Genomic DNA, 18,009 nt, shown 5'->3' with positions numbered 1-18,009 from the left:
AAGGAGGAAGTATGCAAAAAGTTTTATTAGCAGCAGTTCAGACACCTGACACCAGTGACCGACAATTTGATATGCAAATTGAAGAGTTAGAGGAGTTAGTGAATACGGCAGGGGGAGAAGTGGTTGGGCTCGTTTCACAAAAACGGGAAAGATTTGACGCCAGAACCCTAATTGGTAAGGGGAAAGTGGAAGAATTGGCCATGCATGCAGATGCAAATGAAGCTGATTTAATTATTTTCTATCAGCAATTAACGCCGTCACAAAATAACAACCTACAACAGGCAGTAGATTTCCCAGTGATCGACCGGATTCAATTAATTTTGGATATTTTCGCTATGCGGGCAACATCAAAAGAAGGTAAATTACAGGTTGCCTTAGCACAGAACGAATACCTATTACCGCGTTTAGCAGGGAATTACAATGCCCTATCTAGACTTGGTGGGGGGATTGGGACGAGAGGTCCTGGTGAAACGAAAATTGAGCAAGATCGTCGGGTGCTTCGTAACGAGATTCAACGCATCAAGGGTGAGTTGAAAGAAGTAGAGAAGCACCGTAGTCGGACTCGTGAGAACCGGGAAAAGGGCGCTATTTTCCAATTGGGCTTAATTGGCTATACCAATGCCGGCAAGTCAACAATTACAAACGCCTTGACCCAAGCGGATACCTTGGAAGAAAATCAATTATTTGCTACCTTAACACCTTTAACACGGGTATTTTCACTCAATAATCATTTCCAAATGTCCATAACGGATACGGTAGGATTTATTCAAGATTTACCACCACAAATTATCGACTCATTCCATTCAACATTGGAAGAAAGTCGTCAGGTGGATTTGATGTTGATTGTAATTGATGCGTCATCGCCGTATGCAAGCGAGCAGGAAGCAGTCGTTCTAGATACCTTGAAGCAATTAGACATGTTGGATATCCCGCATTTATTCGTTTATAACAAAATGGATAAAGTGGCAAACACCCACCAAGCAATCTTGGCCTTTAATCAGCCAAACGTGCAGATTAGTGCCAAGTCTGAAGAAAGCATTGGAGATCTGTTGGCTGCCATCGTCAACGAATTGAAAGGCCAATATGACGAAGTTGAGATCGCTGTTTCACCGAGTCAAATCGGTAATTGGATGGGACTGCAGGACCATACTTATTTTGAAAAGATGGAATTTGACGAAGTGTCTCAGCAATATGAAGTGCATTTATTTAAACCCAAATATTTACAATTGCCTAAATCTGAGTAAAATACACTTGACAGACATTGCTATCTTGGTATAAAATTTAATAGTTGTCATCTAAACATGACGGCTTTTGTTAGGATAGCTCAGCTGGATAGAGCAACGGTCTTCTAAACCGTAGGTCGTGGGTTCGAATCCCACTCTTAACACTAAATAAAAGGGCGCTGTATCAAGGTTTTCGGGCTTTGGTGTGGCGCTCTTTTTTCGTGTTTTTAAAAAAGTTGAAAGGAAAGTCGACAGGAAACTAAATATTTAACATAAACTCGGCAAAAGTATCTGCAGTTTCATCTCGTCTTTTATTCGTTACATGCGTATAGATATTCATGGTGGTTTGGTACGATCTGTGACCTAATCTATCTTGAACATCTTTAATGGACACTCCAGCTTCAAATAAAAGGCTACAATGCGTATGTCTGAAGCCGTGGGGGGTTATGTGTGGTAGATTATACCTTTTGACTAGTTTACGTGTCAGAGAGCCAAAATACGTGCTTTCTAAATGGTCATTTGTGTCAAAGTTAACTAGTACATATTGTTGGTCATCAGGTTTAGGCCTCTTACCAAACTTAAACAATATTTTCGTTTGTTCCAATTTCCACTTGCGTAATTTAAAAACTGTCGTTTGGTCTAACGAAATAGTACGCTCGCTTGAAGTGTTTTTGGTTGAACCAATTACATTTCCCCCTTCTACTTTTGAGATAGCTCTCTGGATATACAAGGTACCCTTAGCGGTTATGATACTGATAAATCTAAGCGAGCAACAGTGACCAACGTAGCAGACGGTACAGCTTTTTATATTAAGGAAGTTTCAACGCAAGGTACCGTATATACAGGAAACGTATCAGGCATGATAGCGGACTTTACAGACTTTCAGCCAAATGAATTTGGAGAATATTATATAGAGTGTGCGAGCCTACAATCTTATAATTTCATGATAGGGAAATACATTACTCAAAGAGTTTCCGTACCTCCAAACTTAAAATTTATGATTGAGTCCAGAGAGGATGGTTTTGCTAAGGATTGGGAAAAAGGATATGGATGGCGTGATAGTCACCAATTTACTTTTGAACTAAACGTGTTAGTACCTCAATACATGGCTAATCCTAGTTTATTTGAACGCATGCCCTACCGAGTTACTCACCTTGATGTCACAGAGTACTCGGAATTAAGCGTTCAGAATGAGCCAGACATTATATGGCTTATCAAATTTGCGGTGATGAGATACCATGACCTAGCTGTCAATCACAACATTCAATTACATAGTCTGATAAAAGAACAGTTGGCATATTTCCTATACCTATACCCACATATCAAGCAATACGTAACCAACGACTTCTATACAACCATTCGAGATTTTACAATTTCAGAGTGGACTAATCCCAATTGCAATTTATCTTGGTATGACACACCTCAAGCATATTCTCACAACCTTTTAGTGCCACAGACACACTATGGTGATACCAAAGGTATGTTGCCACCAGGTCACGCTATTACGCCTAATTTAATGATGTATGAGGTTGCGAAACGTGACGGTTTACCATACCAACAGTATTTTGATGCTGCATACGCCAATGCGGAGTGGCTAATAAATGATGTTGATTTAGACGATCCGATGACAACTAAAGGTCAACGTATGAGTGAACATATCACAATGACAAACTTGGCATATTTTAAGGAGAAATATCCAGATTTAGCACCGTCGGGTATTAGTGCAAAGATTGAGCGCTGGGCAGATGTGATGATTTCAAGGTCTGATAATTTATGGGATTTGCGTAAGTTTAGTGACCCAAATGATATTACAGATAGTGAAATAGACCAATGGACCGGTGGGGGTAATCAATATAACGAACCGGGAAATTTAGCAGGTTTTGCAGCATCAGCTTATGCGGTTTGTAGAGTGCTGACAGATGATTTGAAAATTAAACGATTAAAAGAAGTAGCAGTCGCTCAACTAGACACTGTTTTCGGACGTAACCCTTTTGGTCGCCATTTTAGTTTTAAGGCAACTTCCGAAATCGAAGGTGCTGACACTAACTGGTTTAAGCGTATGAACGGTTTTGGTGAACTTTCAAACGTACCAGGGTCTTTAGACGGCTCACCCAAAGAGGTGTCGTATCCTTTTGCTCCCCTCGCTCACTATGGCTATTCAGAGGGGTGGGTTGCATATAACACAGCCTGGATACACTCATTGGCGTATCATAGTGCAGATGATATATCAATTGATGCTTATCAGGTTGGAGATGTAATTAAAGTTAAACTAAAAGCACCATTGAATTTTGATGAGACATCAATCGAGTTTGGAGAAGTTGATGTTGTAGACAATCTTGGTAATCATACAAATATTTCAGTGTCCGAAAGTAGTATAGATGATTATTATTTTGAAGCAGATTACGTAGTGCCTTCCGAAGCTGAAAGTTTAACTTTTAGTTATGGTTATGGAATTTTCAAAGTTTCTAAAAAAGTTGATATAATTTAAAAAGAGACCTAAAAGGTCTCTTTGATTATTTGCCAACTAACATTTTTAAGTAAGGTATTTTTGTTATTATTACAGTTAAAACCAATGAAGTTATAGTAATAATGAAGAATAAACTTAAAGAAAATAAAATAGGGTTAACAATCAATTCTTCTGAATAATTCAAAATGGGATACATTAATGAAGAATGGAAAAGGTAAAGTCCAAAACTATTCCTATCTATTAATTGAATATTTTTGGATGTGGAAATGGCTTTATATTTCTCATCAATAGTGATAAATGCGGTGTAAAAGAAAATACAGCTTAGTACCGATGACAAAATTTCTACACCGTAAACTATTACTGAAAATAATGTGATAGGTGGTAGGTCAAATTGAGTCATTGCTAATGCGCTAAATTGTAAAACCAATGTTACCGGTAATATGATTGATCGATAACTATAGATTTTATATTTCAGCGGATATAAGCAAAATCCTAAGTAAAAAAATAAACTATAGTATACCGTATTCTTCATGAAAAAAATATTCGGAATTTTGAAAGAAATTAATGATGCAAAAAATAGAATACAGAAAACTAAAAGTAGGAACAGTTTATTATTTCTATGTAAAAAGTTTGAATAAACATAAAAGATTATGAAAATAAAAAATAATACGGGAAGAAACCACAAGTTACCGGCGTCTTTACCTAAAAGTAAATCATTTATAATGATTGTTGAAATTGATTTACCATTATAGTTTGGATATTGTCCGAGCAGTCTCATAGGTATCATAACTAAAAGACCTATACCAACAAAGGGAACAATTAATCTGGTAAACTTATTTTTTATAAAAGAATAAAAGTTAGTATATTTTCCATTTTCTATCTTTAGGTAATAAAAAAGATATCCGGATAGAGAGATGAATAAAGGCATTTGAAATATGTTAATAAACGCTTTTAATCCGTTCAAAAATGGTGATTCTAGAGTCATATCGTACCAGTTCCATTCATTTGAATAGACAATTATACTATGTCCTATTACCACACTAAGAATTGCGAATACACGCAAAAGTACAGCTTCGTTAAGTTTTTTTCTTGGTCTCATTTTAATCCCCTTAATAGTTTTATTATTAGTATAATGTATTTGCCAGATTGTTGCACTATGACAATATGCTATATTATAGTAAAAGTTTGGGAGTGGTTTTTATGCGGAAATTTTCAGAACAAGAAATTGAGAGATACATTAACTATTCAGATGAAAAAGTATTACCTAAAGAAGAGTTTTTAGGCAGATGTATAGCGTGTGGAAGATTCTTGAACGAAGTAGAATTACCAGAAGGTCCAGAAAGACAGGTTATTTGTCTAGATGATAGAGACTATTTTGTTGAACACTATGATAATCTAATCGATTTAGGAGAAATTGAAGGTTAAATAATAATTATCGAGAGTATCTAACCGGCTACTCTATTTATCACTTCCAACTAATATGCTATATTACGAGTATTAAAGTTTGGGAGTGATAGGTTTGAATATAACAATAGATTTTGGTAATTTCTGGGATATGTTGAGTGCTATAGGTACGCTACTCGCTGTTATATTGTCTTTATGGTTCTCTTATCAAAGTAACAAACCAAAGCTAAAAATGAAGCTTGCAACGCGTAAGGGTTATAAGGATTTGGATTTTTGATTACTAACTAAAGGTTCAGCGGATGATTATACTTTCATTGAATTTGGTTATATTAAGCCTAAAGCGATAAAACATAAATGCTCATTTGAAGAATCCAAATTAGATGAAATAACGATTCGGGTTGTAGATGGAAAACTGATCAAAGGGGGGTTCCCTTTGTCTTTTATCGGACATCAAAGAATTCTAATACATATAGGAGATTTAGATTTACCTAATGATGTTTCTTTTCGTTTTTATTTAAAAGATGTCAATGGAAGAATTTATAAGAGTGAAAAGATAAAATTGTGAAGTTAGCTTAACTGTGGAGTTAAGCTTTTTTTTGTTACCCAAAATTGAAAGGAAGTGGAAAATGGAAATGTTATTTAGAGTGATTGAACTCGAAACATTATTGATTGAATACAGAAATGTAGGCAGCACTCTGGTTTATTGGGTGTTTTTATTTTTGGTTTTGCTAGATCTTGTGACAGGTATTGCCAAAGGATTTATTAACAAGGAGGCTAATAGTACTAAAGGTTTATTGGGTGTAATTAAGCATCTACTAGTAGTTTTATTAGTGTTATGTGTAACACCGTTTTTAAAATATTTACAACATCATGAAAATGAAATGGACAAGGATCAAATTATCGAGGAATATTCTGTTAATGGTTGATTTTAGTGATAATATTAGGCAATTGAAATCTGACATTTCAAAATCTAATCTTGAAAACACCATAAACACGCAACCAATTAAGAAGGATTTATCAAGGAATAATCTTAAGGCAGACTTTGATGTTCCAAACGCAATAGTGAAATTTTTGGATGAACATGTATTGGAATCTAAAAAAATTGAAGAATTAGAGTTCACAAATTTTCTTCCAGATTTTGAAGTAGAGAATTCAGTTTTCAGAAATACTGTTATCGATGCAAAAGATTATCTAAGAAGAGTAAATAGGTCAAAATTTCGTATGTTAAAATATGAAAAGATGAACAATATAAAATTTGATTATCATAAAAATAAAAGACTGCATAAAATCTTAATGGAACTAGACCAAGTAGGTAAGTCTAAAGATTATTTTGAAAATGATCTAGTATATAAAGTGCATGCTAGCGGAACGATTAAAAAATCATCTCCTGTTCGATTTTATGTCGCTTATGATATTGAAATAGATGATAATTATGAATTAAATTACTTTATTTATATAATTTTTATAGATATATACCATTTAGCAATTCCGTCTAGATATCATTATGAAAATTCGAAACAATACAAGCGGGAGTGTTTTGATAATTTAAAAGATTCTTCAATTAGTATAGGAGATTTTTTATCATTAGTGAAATAGATATTTTAATCTCACCTCCTTCACCCTAACCGGTGGGGGATTGTCTTTTCACCCAACATAAGTTATATTATTTATGTGCTTTGCTCCCAACTTAGCACGTTAAAAGCCCTTACTTCCTTAATCGGAGGTAGGGGCTTTTTTTATGCTATAATTCAGCCATCACAATAAAAGGTGGGTAAAGACATGAAATTTATTTCAACAACACCAGTAGACGAAGATTTTAGCACGCCAGCGTGGTTGCAATCATTAGGTTATAAGCCTAACGTGGATTACAGTTGGTTAGCGGAGTGCTATGATAGTTCAGCGTATGCAATTTACAAGTTGAATAATGATGTCTATACCACCTACACAGTAGCAGCAGTATTTTGTAATTTATACATTTTTGAGATGGATAAAGGCAGTCGAGACATTGAACAAGAGTTTGAAGATGAATATGAAAGTGTTATTCCGATTGGTGAAATAAAAAGCAACAGATTTTAATCTGCTGCTTAAAAGTTACCGAAAAGTTGACAGATATTAAGATGCAATCAGCTATATATGGCACACACGTTTACATAACGATTGTTGATTTATAGTTATTTAGTGTCGTTCAGTCTAGTATAGAACTTCATATTAACGGTCTTCTAAACCGTAGGTCGTGGGTTCGAATCCCACTCTTAACACTAAATAAAAGGGCACTGTACCAATTTTCGGGCTTTTTTATGGGCTCTTTTTTTCGTGAAATTATAAAAGTTACCTAAAAATACACCTATTTTCAGAATTCTCAACCAATCCTACAGTCCAATATCAGATCTAACTTTAAGATCTTTATTTATTTTCCTAGTCTCACCAATATGGCTATGCAGGGTGGTTTGCTATAGTAAAAGTGTACTGGCAGGCCAAATTTTACTATAGTGTAATCTTCTATACATGAAATAGTTAACGTTTTGTAAAGATACGACATTTAAGGCTTGCAATTTGATTTGTTATGATAAAATAGTTATAAGATAAATGGGAGGTAGGACCATGAAAAAAGTATATTCATTATTAGGTATTTCTTTATTAGCTTTATCATTAGCGGCTTGTGACAATGTCGATTCTGCATTGGGTATGTATTCAGATGAAACGTCGTCAAGTGAAGAGAGTGCATCTTCTTCAATATCGTCTGAGAGTGCTTCTTTAAATGTGGTAGAATCTGACAGTACATCTTCAAGTAATGTGTCTGCGGATGCTGATTCAGAAGCATCAAGCGAAGATACTACAGCGTCAACTGATGAAACAACACAATCTTCGGAAGAAGTTGTGGCGGATTCATCGGTAGCGAGTGAAGCTGCAACTGCGCAAGCGATGACGACTGAAGAGATTGAATCTTCTATCATTGCAGCAGAAGCTGAAAAAACTTCACCGTCTACAGAAGTAGTACCATCTAGCGAAGTGGAAGATCAAGGGACTTACGCAAGTTCTAGTCAACCAGAAGGTAACCAAGGGGCTTTCGATAATACACGTGCGCGTGAATTATTGGCTGAAGCAGCACCTTTAATTTCTGCACATTCTCAAGGTGCATACCAATCTGACGAATATTTCTTCTTACCAACATTGGTAAATGAAGATTTAGCACAAGTAGATGTTTACCGTCAATCTCCTGATGGACAAGGACATACAAACCTGATTGCAACTTACCGTTATGATGCTTATTCAGGTACTTTAATGGTGATGGATGTTGTGAGTGGTACTTGGCAAAATACGGGACAATAGAATCGCTTAGTGCATACAAATAAATTTAAGGCTGGTGATTTTAATTGATGCTAAAGGGTATATAGCATTCGATTTCAACCACCAGTTTTTTATTTGCTTTAAATCAGGAAGAAAACTTGTTAAATACCCCTAAATTAAGTAGTATTAAGAGTAAAGAAGTGAGGTGGCAAGAGTGAAAGAAAAATTGAAAGATCGTATTATTCCAATGACCTTAGCCTCGGTTAATCAGGCCAATATCGCTGGTAGTGCTGCAGAAATGTCTTATTACTTTCTACTATCTCTGTTTCCACTATTAATGATGATTGCCAATATAATTCCGATGTTACCGTTTGATCCGGATTCAGTTGTTGGACTACTTGAAACGTTATTGCCTGACCAGGTGGAGCCTATTATTGTGCCTACTTTGGAGTCTTACCTAACATCAGACACTACAGGTGCGCTTTCAGTTTCCTTCATATTAATTCTATGGTCAGGGTCTACTGCTTTTGGAACAGTGCAAAATATTTTAAACCGAACTTACGGCATCACAGACAAGCCAAACTTTATCGTTTCTAGGCTGTTTTCATTTGCCATTGCCTTTGTATTAGTCTTGTTTGCGGTAGCTTTGAGTGTTCTTTTTGTATTTGGACAGACACTTTTAGAAGCGGTAAACCAATTTATAGACGTGCCGATGCAATTGTTTGGTATTTTTACCAGTGTAAAATGGCCAATACTATTGCTTGTTTTGATTATGGTATTTACTTTTATCTACCAATTCATTCCGCATCACAAGTATCCGATTAAGTTCGCGGTACCAGGAGCGATTGTAGCAACACTGCTTTCAGCTGTTCTGTCGGGTGGATTTTCATTTTATGTGAATAATTTTGGTGGTTCGTCAGTTTCAAACGGGACTATTGGGGTATTCATTGTATTAATGATCTACCTTTGGTTAACATCTCTCGTGCTGATTGCAGGTGCCATGATTAACCATATTATTTACCGTTTAAACAATGTGGAAGAGTTTATCGATTCGAGTCCAAATTACCATACAACAACATCTGCGAGTTTCCCTTTTATGGATAAAAAGACGATCGCATTAGGTACATTAAAGCGTCAACCAGGAGACATCATTATTGCAGATAATCCTGCGCGACCACAAGGAAATAGAGATTAAAGGGGCGCATTATTTTGGAAAAACGTTCGTCAAATCGGCGATTAAAGAAGAAACCAACGAGTAGAGTTGATATCACTATCGTCATATGCGTCATGTTGTTAGCTTTAGTGAGTATCGTGACTATTTTTTCAACGACATATTTACAATATGATTCAGGTTCTTATTCCCAAACTATTATGCAAATAGCTTGGTTTGCGGTCGGGGCTTTAGCGGCAGCTGTTGTGATGCAGCTTGACCGGGAAACCTTGTATCACTTTGCGCCGGTAGCATACGGATTAGGGCTAGTTTTACTCGTATTAGTATTGATTTTCTATGACCGTGAATTGGCCGTGACCAATGGGGCGCATTCATGGATTACCATTGGACCTTTATCCCTTCAACCATCCGAACTAATGAAGGTTGCCTATATCATCATGATGGCTTATTTAGTTCAAGGCTACAATGATGAAGGTCGTCGTCTTGGTGTTGAGGACATGGACATGATGGAACGGGTTAAATTTGATGGTCGATTTTTATTGAAAATTACGTTATGGACCATCCCGCCGGTTGCTTTAATCATTGCGCAGAATGACTTGGGGACAACCCTGGTATTCTTGATGATGTTTATCGGTGTCATATTCGTGTCAGGAATCACCTGGTATATTATTTTGCCGGCATTCCTATCATTTGCGGTTATCGCCTTAGTATTAATCATCTTAGTGGTTTACCAACGCGATTTACTATATGCATTAGGTTTCCAAGACTACCAATTCGCCCGTATCGATTCATGGTTAAACCCTTTCGGTAATTCGGCCAATGAGTCTTACCAACTAGCACAAAGTTTGAAGGCCATCGGTTCTGGGGGCATTCTTGGAAAAGGGCTTGGTCAATTCCAAGTTCACGTCCCAGTTCGAGAGTCGGATATGATTTTCTCTACTATCGGTGAAAACTTTGGTTTCCTAGGGTCAAGTTTTGTCGTCTTATTATACTTCATCTTAATATTCCAAATGATTTCAGTGGCCTTTAGAGCCCACGACGCCTTCTATGCGTCAATGGTTTCAGGGGTAGTCATGATGTTCACCTTCCATATCGTCGAAAATATTGGGATGTCCATCGGGCTTTTACCGCTGACAGGTATTCCATTACCGCTAATTTCGGCGGGTGGTACTGCCTTAATCACTAGTATGTTGAGTATTGGTTTAATACTGTCAATCAAATACAATGAGGGCTTGGATGATGAGCACTTAAGCAAGAATCCGGTTGTGAAAGCAATTCGCTGGGTCAACCGTTTAATCCCACAAAATTTGATTGATAAACTAACCTAATTTTTGAATAATTTTAGAGGTGAATTGTATGCATAAAGTTTATAGTAAAGAGGGCTTGTACCTTGAAGAGCAAGCTGACGGCACAGTTCGTATCGGCCTTTCTGCTTATGGGTCAGATGCAGTCGGTGAGGTTTCTTACTTCGCCTTCTTCAATGATCGTGAGCTAGTTTCGGGTGAGCCATTTTTCTCAGTTGAAGGTTCTAAAGCTGTCACAGACATGCTAGCACCAATCTCAGCAGATATTGTTTCAAAAAATGAATCATTAACGGACCAACCTGAATTGCTGAATGAAGATGATGAAAGCTTTAAATGGTTAGTAGTCGCAAAAAGCAATCAAGCAATCAAGTGGGCTGATTTTTTATCTGAAGATCAACCGATTGAAAACTAAATGAACATAAAGAACTGGATCTCTTAGCCAAATATGCGGCTTTAAGAGGTCCAGTTTTTTAGTATGCAATAGTTGCTAAATTGCTACATCAATGAAAAGAAGTAGGCAATTTCTTCAAGAGTATATTTCTTATTGTACTCTTCAAATTTAGCCAAGAAATTGATCACGGCCGAGGCCTTCAAATCATTGGCTAATTCATCATATTTGCTAGGGATTTGCATTTGTCTCACACCGGTAGGGAAATTTTCTTTAACCGACTTGGTCATTTTATGGACGAAAGAAGGGTCGCCATTTTCACCCAAAAGGATGCTTGACCGGGTTGTTTCTTTGGAAAATTTGTTCAAAATATGAAAAAGCACTTCGTATTTACTTGTTTGACCGAACAACTCTTCAACTTGACCAATGGCCTCGTTTTCTAAATTTTCGATAATTTCATTTTCGATTTCTTCTACCACGGCGTATTTATCATCAAAATAACGGTAGAAGGATGACCGGTTTAGGCCAGCTTCTTTGACAATATCTTGAATGGTGATGGTGGTGAAGGGTTGGTCTTCCATTAATGTTAGAAGGGATGATTTGATGTTTTCACGTGTGTGTAATGATTTATTGCTTATAGTCATTTGTTCGTCCTTTGCTAATTTTTAGGGTAAAATATACTTGTGCTATTGCAATGTTATCAAACTTTTATACAATAAGACACTTTGTCCTATTTTGTGCTAGCCATGAAAATGAATATACTATAAGCTATTAAAGCAGTAAAAATAAAAGGAGTCTTATATAAATGCTTGAATTAAAAAATCTCAAGAAAACGTATGAAGTGGGCGATACGATTACGCATGCCTTAAATGATGTATCGTTGGCTTTTAGAAAACAAGAATTCGTTGCTATCTTAGGGCCTTCAGGTTCAGGGAAAACGACACTTTTAAATGTGATTGGTGGTTTAGACCAGTATGACTCTGGTGACATGGTGATCAACGGCCAGTCAACTAAAAACTTCAAAGACCTAGATTGGGACGCTTACAGGAATAATTCAATCGGATTCGTTTTCCAGTCATATAATATCATCAGCCATTTAGATGTCTTATCCAACGTGGAGTTAGGGATGACTTTATCTGGTGTGGCGAAAGAAGAGAAACGGGAAAAAGCGAAAAACGCCTTGATACGTGTGGGCTTAGAGGAACATTTGCACAAGCAACCCAACCAATTATCAGGTGGACAAATGCAACGTGTAGCTATTGCGCGTGCCTTAGCCAATGATCCGGATGTCCTATTATGTGATGAGCCAACAGGGGCTTTGGATTCTGAAACAGGCCAACAAATTATGGGCTTGATTCAAGAGTTAGCCAATGAAAAACTCGTTATAATGGTTACCCATGATAGCGAATTAGCCCACCAATACGCCAACCGTATCATCAATTTTAAAGATGGTGAAGTGGTTAACGATTCAAATCCATACGACAACGAGGATGCGGATGCAGTCCTGGATATGCGCCGTACTGGTATGTCTTATTTAACCGCTTTAAACCTATCCTTCAAAAATATTATGACCAAAAAAGGGCGAACCTTTATCACGTCCTTCGCTTCAAGTATTGGGATTATTTCAATTGCGGTTGTCCTATCTCTATCAAACGGTTTTCAAAAGCAAATTGATTCAACACAGGCCGAAACGAGTGCTCAATTCCCGGTAACCATATCACAAGTCGCTCAAGATGCCTCTAATTTCACGCTATCAACTGAAGAAGAAACGGAATACCCAGATGGCAATACCGTGATTGCCAACGAAGACCCAGCTTCAGCTGGTCAACATGAGAATGACATTACCACTGATTTAGTTGAGTACGTGGAAGACATCGACCCAGCCTTAACTGAGGCTTTAAACTATACTTATTCTGCCCAGTTGAACCTTTTACGCGATGTAGATGGGGAAGTTGAGCAAGTTGCCTTTTCTAATTATGCTCAAGATTCAGCTACTGGTGACGTCCAAAGTTTCTATGCGACATCATCAGGTATGGGGGCTTCCACCTTCCCGGAGGCTACCTCTGGCGATGAGAATGCCTTTTTAACGGAAAACTACGACGTGCTTGCAGGAGAATTACCATCTGAAGAAACGGATATTGTCCTAGTAGTTGACGAATACAACAAGGTCAACTTAAATGCCTTGAATAATCTAGGATTCGACTATGAAAATGGCGACGAAATTACCTTTGAAGACATCGTCGGTAACCAAGTAGTGGTCGCTTCAAACGACGCTTACTATCAAGAATTACCAACTGGTACATACATGCCAAACCAAGATTTAAATGCTGTTTACGATAACGAGAACAATCAGACATTACGCGTATCAGCTGTTATCCGGCCAAAAGAAGATGCCACTATGGCGATCTTAACTGAAGGGATCAACTATTCAAACGCTTTGACTGAAACAGTGATTGAAAATAATCAAAATTCAGCTATCGTTCAAGCACAAAATGATAGCGACAGTTCAGTTCTTACAGGCGAAAGTTTAGATGAAGCTGGTAAAGAACAAGTCTTAACTGCACTTGGCGCTAACGCAATCCCGTCATCTATCATGATTTACCCTAAAAACTTTGAAACGAAAGATGATGTTCTTGCCTATTTAGATGCATACAACGAAGGAAAATCTGAAGATGAGAAGATCCTTTATACAGATTTAGCGGGTACCATGACTGAATTAACTGGCGGTATTATGGACGCAACAACTTACGTTCTAGTTGCCTTTGCCGGTATCTCGTTAGTGACTTCGATGATTATGATTGGGATTATCACCTATACATCAGTCCTTGAACGTACTAAAGAAATAGGTGTCCTTAAAGCCTTAGGTGCTCGAAAAAAAGACATCACCCGTGTATTTGACTCTGAGACTTTAATTCTAGGTGTACTTTCTGGCTTAATTGGTGTCGGGACTGCTTACTTATTAACATTCCCAATCAATATACTGATTGAATCCTTAACAGACCTTAAAAATGTAGCCATTTTAGACCCAGTACATGCAGTCGTCTTATTGATCATTTCAACTGTATTAACAGTTATTGGTGGTCATATTCCAGCCCGGATGGCAGCGAAGAAAGACGCCGCTGAAGCCTTGCGCGCTGATTAATGTTGTTTTCTTAATCTTAAGTAATTGTTAGCAAAACTTCGGATACTATCTTACAAAAAAATAAACACATCACAAGAACCACCTAAAGTAGGGACGCAAAACCCGTCAACTTTAGGTAGGTTGATTGCCATTGGTGCAGGTATTATTGTCTTATTGGTGACAGAATTAGATAAATATTTCCGTAAAAATAAAGTGAATAATTAACAAAAGTCATTTTAAATAAAAGAACTGCCGCTTTCTCTAAATTAGAGTGAGCAGGCAGTTCTTTTTTGCAGCTTATCTTGCTGTTGTATTCATTTACTTTTTTTATTGATTTTCTAGTTCAGCAGTATAGTCTTCATAGGTTTGATTAGCGTCGATACCCAGTTGCCAAACTGGGGTGTAGATTGGGTTAATAGAAGCCGCGTATTCATCGGTTTTCGGCGTCATATAAGTATCAACAACGGTTTGTAAGTTAGGGTCGTCTAGCTCATCTTCTCTCACTGCAATCGATAGGAAGTATTCTGGCGGTGTTTGTTCTGGATCTTCTAAAATGATGGCGTCATCAACGGTCATACCAGCGTCTACAAAGTAAGACACAGCAGACACAGCCAAGTCTAAATCAGGTAAAGCACGTGGTAGCTGGGCAGCTGGCATATAGTTGAATTGAATGTTTTTTGGATTCTCTACAATTTCATCTTCGGTAGGGATAGTGCTCGCGTCGTCAGCTAAGGTGATTACGCCATTAGCATCTAAGAAATTCATGATATAACCGATGCTGACAGCATCATCATTCATCCCTAATGTTGCATTGTCTGGAATATCTTCAAGCGAATCAATGGCATCATCACTAGAAAATAGGCCTAAACGAGATACTAAGGTAAAGGCAATAGGACGAATTTCCTGGCCTTGTGTTTGTTCTTGGTTAAAGGTATACATGAAGGGGATATATTGGAAATTATTTAAATCAATATCGCCTTCAACTAAGGCTGTATTGGCTGTGGCGAAATCACTGAAAAGAACGACTTCAAGGTTAATATTCGTCCCGTTTTCTTCTAAACGGTCAGCAACATTTTGCCAAATGTCTTCCGTGACGGCGGACACTACACCGACTTTTAAGTTGACCACTTCGTCACTAGTACTGCCTATATCATTAGTTTCACTTGAGCTTGTTGTCTTGTCGCTTACTGTACTACTTTCACTAGCATCCCCAGAGCCAGCTGTTAAACCACAGGCTACAAGGAAAGGTAGGATAATCAACCACAATAATTTTCTAAACTTCATAAAGAAAAATCGCCTCCTGATTTCTGTTATAGTTTGAATATAAATCTATTACATTCTAAACGAACTTACTAGAAAAAGAAAACGTTTAATATTATTAGAAATTGTTGAACCACTCAAATATTGGTAGCATATTGTCTTCAATGTTATCTGTCATCATTTCCGGATGCCACTGTACCCCTAAAATATTATAGGTCGATTTGGACTTGTCCACTTCATAGGATTCAATGACCCCATCATTGGCCCAGGCTGTTGCCTTAAGTAGGGGTGATAGGTCTTCAATCACTTGGTGGTGATAGGTATTGATCAGTAGTGTTTTTGGATTATCAAACAGGTTGCTGATGATAGACCCTTTTTCCAATTGGATTGAGTGGTGCGGGAAGTGCATACGACTCCAATTCTGTATGTGCTGAACAGCATTTGCTTGACCGATGGGGTACTCGCTCAAGTCTTGATAGACGGTACCATTCAACAAAATGTTAATTAACTGGAAACCGCGGCAAATAGCTAATATCGGGATATTCTTTTTGGTGGCAGCTTCAAATAGCGCCCGTTCCCAACGATCTCGTGGGGGATAGACACTTTGTAATTTAGGTGAAGGCTCACGGCTGTATAGTAGAGGTGAAACGTCTTGGCCACCAGTAAATACAAGCCCGTCCAATTTGGCAACATACTGCTCTGCCAAAGCTAAGTCTTCTTGTAATGGGATAATAATTGGCATATGGCCAGCCATAGTTAATGATTTACTATAACCATGCGGACTATAATCACGCATAAATTCATCCCAATCATGATCAAGTGCATTGTGGTTCCCCGTAACGCCTATAAAGCGTTTATATGTGGATACTTTATTATTCATACTGTCACTCCAAACTTTGATTTCCAATCTATTATACCAACAAACCCTGGGGTAGGGTCAACTTAGACTACTTTTTCAAGATGATAGCTAATAAGGATAACAATTGATAGCTAATCGGTACCCAAAATAGGAGGTCGATTCTTCGAATATTGATATGTTGAATGGTATATTAATAGCAATGAATTAAAGGAAGAAGGAAATGAATATGAGTATATCAGTGAATTTACCAAGCTTTACGATCGGGCCGGATGCCTATGACGATATTAAAAAATACGCAGGTTTTGCAGGAGAGAAAGTAGCCATCATAGGTGGAGAAACTGCTTTAGAAAAGGCTTTACCAAGATTGAAACCAGCGATTCAAGCAGCCGGTTTAAGCATTACCGCCATTGAATGGTATGGGGGCGAAGCTTCTTATTCCAACATTGACCGCCTTGCCGCTTTAAACCAAGTTCAAGCAGCAGATATGATTTTTGCGGTCGGTGGCGGGCGTGCCATTGATACTGGTAAAACAGTTTCAGCTAAACTTGAAAAGCCAATTTTCACTTTCCCAACAATTGCCTCAAACTGTGCGCCAACTTCAGCCGTTTGCGTCTTATACAATGACGACCATGAATCAGCGGGTTCATACCGGTTACATGCACCGGCCGTCCATTCATTTGCCGACTCAACTATTATTGCTGAAGCACCTGAGCAATACATTTGGGCCGGAATCGGTGACGCAATTTCTAAAGAAGTAGAAGTATCTTTTTCAGCTGAGGGACGAGAATTAGCCTACAATAATACAATCGGTGTCCATATTGTCCAAGGGGCTAACCAACGTGTCTTTAAAAATGGCTTAGCGGCACTTGAAGCTGCCAAAGCCCATCAGGAATCGCCCGCTATCGACAATATTTTATTTGAGATACTTGGGACAACTTCTTATACGTCAGTATTAGTAGATCACGACTATAACGGTCACTTTGCCCACTCATTCTACTACGGAGTAACTGTCTTACCTCAAGGGGAAAGACACTTGCACGGTGAAATCGTATCTTACGGGGTATTAATCGTTCTACAATTGGCTAAAAAATATGACGAATTGAAAGAAATTCGTGATTTCATGATTTCAGTGGGTTTACCAACGTCATTAAAAGCCTTAGAAATTGAAAGTGACGAAGATTTGAAAACGGTATTAGATAAAGCCTTTACCTTAGATCATATTCAAACATCACCATTTGAAATTAACCGTCAAATGGTTGAAGATGCTATTCAAGAAGTTGAAAAATTAAACCAATAATTTGATGCATCATCATTTATATAATCGAGTGTGGGCTGTGGCGAAATGCTGCAGTCCTTATTTTGGATTTTTGAAGTGGTGAGGGCAGGGCGCAGGGCGGGTAAAGTAACTTTTGCAGTCGGTCCATAAAACATGATAGAATGATAGCGATGAATAAGAAGCTTTATGCATGTAGAGCCTTTTAAATTTGGAGAAAAAGTGATACAATTGACTAATTGTAAAGCAGT

At 37.7% G+C, this 18,009-nt stretch carries 17 protein-coding genes and 2 tRNA genes; 14 read left to right on the top strand and 5 right to left on the bottom strand.

Translation table 11 applies throughout. The features are described 5' to 3' along the window. Window positions 1-11 precede the first annotated feature (11 nt). Both hflX and AWM74_RS00400 read left to right on the top strand, forming a co-directional pair. Window positions 12-1,244 carry a GTPase HflX gene (gene hflX, locus AWM74_RS00405; RefSeq protein ID WP_026466148.1) on the top strand — a complete coding sequence of 411 codons (1,233 nt, stop codon included), beginning with the start codon at window positions 12-14 and terminating at the stop codon, window positions 1,242-1,244. A gap of 69 nt (window positions 1,245-1,313) precedes the next feature. After that, a tRNA-Arg gene (locus AWM74_RS00400) sits at window positions 1,314-1,387 on the top strand. A 95-nt stretch (window positions 1,388-1,482) separates the two neighbouring features. Here the strand turns inward: AWM74_RS00400 and AWM74_RS00395 are convergent. Next, a complete protein-coding gene (locus AWM74_RS00395) occupies window positions 1,483-1,953 on the bottom strand; it encodes a site-specific integrase (RefSeq protein WP_051218253.1) in 471 nt (156 codons plus the stop codon). Window positions 1,954-1,998: 45 nt separating this feature from the next. On the opposite strand from AWM74_RS00395, the gene AWM74_RS00390 reads away from it, so the two are divergent. Then, window positions 1,999-3,711 (top strand): early set domain-containing protein, encoded by a 1,713-nt coding sequence (locus AWM74_RS00390; RefSeq protein ID WP_148639026.1) that lies wholly within the window; start codon window positions 1,999-2,001, stop codon window positions 3,709-3,711. A 25-nt stretch (window positions 3,712-3,736) separates the two neighbouring features. On the opposite strand, the gene AWM74_RS00385 is transcribed toward AWM74_RS00390, so the two are convergent. Continuing rightward, window positions 3,737-4,789 carry an acyltransferase family protein gene (locus AWM74_RS00385; protein WP_026466146.1) on the bottom strand — a complete coding sequence of 351 codons (1,053 nt, stop codon included), beginning with the start codon at window positions 4,787-4,789 and terminating at the stop codon, window positions 3,737-3,739. Between the two features lie 101 nt (window positions 4,790-4,890). Between AWM74_RS00385 and AWM74_RS00380 the strand changes: the two genes are divergently transcribed. The 9 genes from AWM74_RS00380 to AWM74_RS00345 all read left to right on the top strand — a co-directional run bounded on the left by AWM74_RS00380 (window position 4,891) and on the right by AWM74_RS00345 (window position 11,269). After that, on the top strand, window positions 4,891-5,115 hold the full coding sequence (locus AWM74_RS00380) for a hypothetical protein (protein WP_026466145.1): 225 nt from the start codon (window positions 4,891-4,893) through the stop codon (window positions 5,113-5,115). Window positions 5,116-5,720: 605 nt separating this feature from the next. Further along, window positions 5,721-6,020, top strand: coding sequence for a phage holin family protein (locus tag AWM74_RS00375; RefSeq protein ID WP_051218251.1), 300 nt, complete (start codon window positions 5,721-5,723; stop codon window positions 6,018-6,020). Then, window positions 6,013-6,690 (top strand): hypothetical protein, encoded by a 678-nt coding sequence (locus AWM74_RS00370; protein WP_034258205.1) that lies wholly within the window; start codon window positions 6,013-6,015, stop codon window positions 6,688-6,690. Before AWM74_RS00375 ends, AWM74_RS00370 begins: the two co-directional genes overlap by 8 nt. A 183-nt stretch (window positions 6,691-6,873) precedes the next feature. After that, on the top strand, window positions 6,874-7,170 hold the full coding sequence (locus tag AWM74_RS00365) for a hypothetical protein (protein ID WP_026466144.1): 297 nt from the start codon (window positions 6,874-6,876) through the stop codon (window positions 7,168-7,170). Between the two features lie 104 nt (window positions 7,171-7,274). Next, a tRNA-Arg gene (locus tag AWM74_RS09405) sits at window positions 7,275-7,349 on the top strand. A 346-nt stretch (window positions 7,350-7,695) separates the two neighbouring features. After that, window positions 7,696-8,424, top strand: a complete 729-nt coding sequence (locus AWM74_RS00360; protein ID WP_026466143.1) for a hypothetical protein — start codon at window positions 7,696-7,698, stop codon at window positions 8,422-8,424. Window positions 8,425-8,596: 172 nt separating this feature from the next. Further along, window positions 8,597-9,577 (top strand): YihY/virulence factor BrkB family protein, encoded by a 981-nt coding sequence (locus AWM74_RS00355; RefSeq protein WP_034258203.1) that lies wholly within the window; start codon window positions 8,597-8,599, stop codon window positions 9,575-9,577. Between the two features lie 14 nt (window positions 9,578-9,591). Further along, window positions 9,592-10,881 carry an FtsW/RodA/SpoVE family cell cycle protein gene (locus AWM74_RS00350; protein WP_034258201.1) on the top strand — a complete coding sequence of 430 codons (1,290 nt, stop codon included), beginning with the start codon at window positions 9,592-9,594 and terminating at the stop codon, window positions 10,879-10,881. Between the two features lie 28 nt (window positions 10,882-10,909). Next, on the top strand, window positions 10,910-11,269 hold the full coding sequence (locus AWM74_RS00345) for a glycine cleavage system H family protein (protein ID WP_026466140.1): 360 nt from the start codon (window positions 10,910-10,912) through the stop codon (window positions 11,267-11,269). 83 nt (window positions 11,270-11,352) lie between these two features. Here AWM74_RS00345 and AWM74_RS00340 read toward each other — a convergent pair whose 3' ends face one another. Continuing rightward, on the bottom strand, window positions 11,353-11,889 hold the full coding sequence (locus AWM74_RS00340) for a TetR/AcrR family transcriptional regulator (RefSeq protein WP_026466139.1): 537 nt from the start codon (window positions 11,887-11,889) through the stop codon (window positions 11,353-11,355). A gap of 161 nt (window positions 11,890-12,050) precedes the next feature. Here AWM74_RS00340 and AWM74_RS00335 point away from each other — a divergent pair, with 161 nt between their 5' ends. After that, entirely contained in the window at window positions 12,051-14,387 is a 2,337-nt protein-coding gene (locus tag AWM74_RS00335; RefSeq protein WP_026466138.1) for an ABC transporter ATP-binding protein/permease, read from the top strand. Between the two features lie 306 nt (window positions 14,388-14,693). On the opposite strand, the gene AWM74_RS00330 is transcribed toward AWM74_RS00335, so the two are convergent. Both AWM74_RS00330 and AWM74_RS00325 read right to left on the bottom strand, forming a co-directional pair. After that, window positions 14,694-15,650 (bottom strand): MetQ/NlpA family ABC transporter substrate-binding protein, encoded by a 957-nt coding sequence (locus AWM74_RS00330; RefSeq protein ID WP_026466137.1) that lies wholly within the window; start codon window positions 15,648-15,650, stop codon window positions 14,694-14,696. A gap of 94 nt (window positions 15,651-15,744) precedes the next feature. Then, a complete protein-coding gene (locus tag AWM74_RS00325; RefSeq protein WP_026466136.1) occupies window positions 15,745-16,506 on the bottom strand; it encodes a gamma-glutamyl-gamma-aminobutyrate hydrolase family protein in 762 nt (253 codons plus the stop codon). Between the two features lie 199 nt (window positions 16,507-16,705). Between AWM74_RS00325 and AWM74_RS00320 the strand changes: the two genes are divergently transcribed. Beyond that, window positions 16,706-17,782: an iron-containing alcohol dehydrogenase family protein gene (locus AWM74_RS00320; protein WP_081665655.1), complete on the top strand. Its 1,077-nt coding sequence runs from the start codon at window positions 16,706-16,708 to the stop codon at window positions 17,780-17,782. The last annotated feature ends 227 nt before the right edge of the window (window positions 17,783-18,009 follow it).

Source organism: Aerococcus urinaeequi (assembly GCF_001543205.1).
GTDB lineage: Bacteria > Bacillota > Bacilli > Lactobacillales > Aerococcaceae > Aerococcus > Aerococcus urinaeequi.
The sequence above is the reverse complement of the archived record's forward strand: the minus strand, read 5'-3'. Positions and strand labels throughout refer to the sequence as shown.

Excerpts from the sequence above, each read along its gene's own strand:
- AWM74_RS00345 (WP_026466140.1), top strand. The coding sequence starts at position 10,910 with ATGCATAAAGTTTATAGTAAAGAGGGCTTGTACCTTGAAGAGCAAGCT.
- AWM74_RS00370 (WP_034258205.1), top strand. The coding sequence starts at position 6,013 with ATGGTTGATTTTAGTGATAATATTAGGCAATTGAAATCTGACATTTCA.
- AWM74_RS00360 (WP_026466143.1), top strand. The coding sequence starts at position 7,696 with ATGAAAAAAGTATATTCATTATTAGGTATTTCTTTATTAGCTTTATCA.
- AWM74_RS00365 (WP_026466144.1), top strand. The coding sequence starts at position 6,874 with ATGAAATTTATTTCAACAACACCAGTAGACGAAGATTTTAGCACGCCA.
- AWM74_RS00325 (WP_026466136.1), bottom strand. The coding sequence starts at position 16,506 with ATGAATAATAAAGTATCCACATATAAACGCTTTATAGGCGTTACGGGG.
- AWM74_RS00375 (WP_051218251.1), top strand. The coding sequence starts at position 5,721 with ATGGAAATGTTATTTAGAGTGATTGAACTCGAAACATTATTGATTGAA.
- AWM74_RS00380 (WP_026466145.1), top strand. The coding sequence starts at position 4,891 with ATGCGGAAATTTTCAGAACAAGAAATTGAGAGATACATTAACTATTCA.
- AWM74_RS00385 (WP_026466146.1), bottom strand. The coding sequence starts at position 4,789 with ATGAGACCAAGAAAAAAACTTAACGAAGCTGTACTTTTGCGTGTATTC.
- AWM74_RS00320 (WP_081665655.1), top strand. The coding sequence starts at position 16,706 with ATGAATATGAGTATATCAGTGAATTTACCAAGCTTTACGATCGGGCCG.
- AWM74_RS00335 (WP_026466138.1), top strand. The coding sequence starts at position 12,051 with ATGCTTGAATTAAAAAATCTCAAGAAAACGTATGAAGTGGGCGATACG.
- AWM74_RS00330 (WP_026466137.1), bottom strand. The coding sequence starts at position 15,650 with ATGAAGTTTAGAAAATTATTGTGGTTGATTATCCTACCTTTCCTTGTA.
- AWM74_RS00340 (WP_026466139.1), bottom strand. The coding sequence starts at position 11,889 with ATGACTATAAGCAATAAATCATTACACACACGTGAAAACATCAAATCA.
- hflX (WP_026466148.1), top strand. The coding sequence starts at position 12 with ATGCAAAAAGTTTTATTAGCAGCAGTTCAGACACCTGACACCAGTGAC.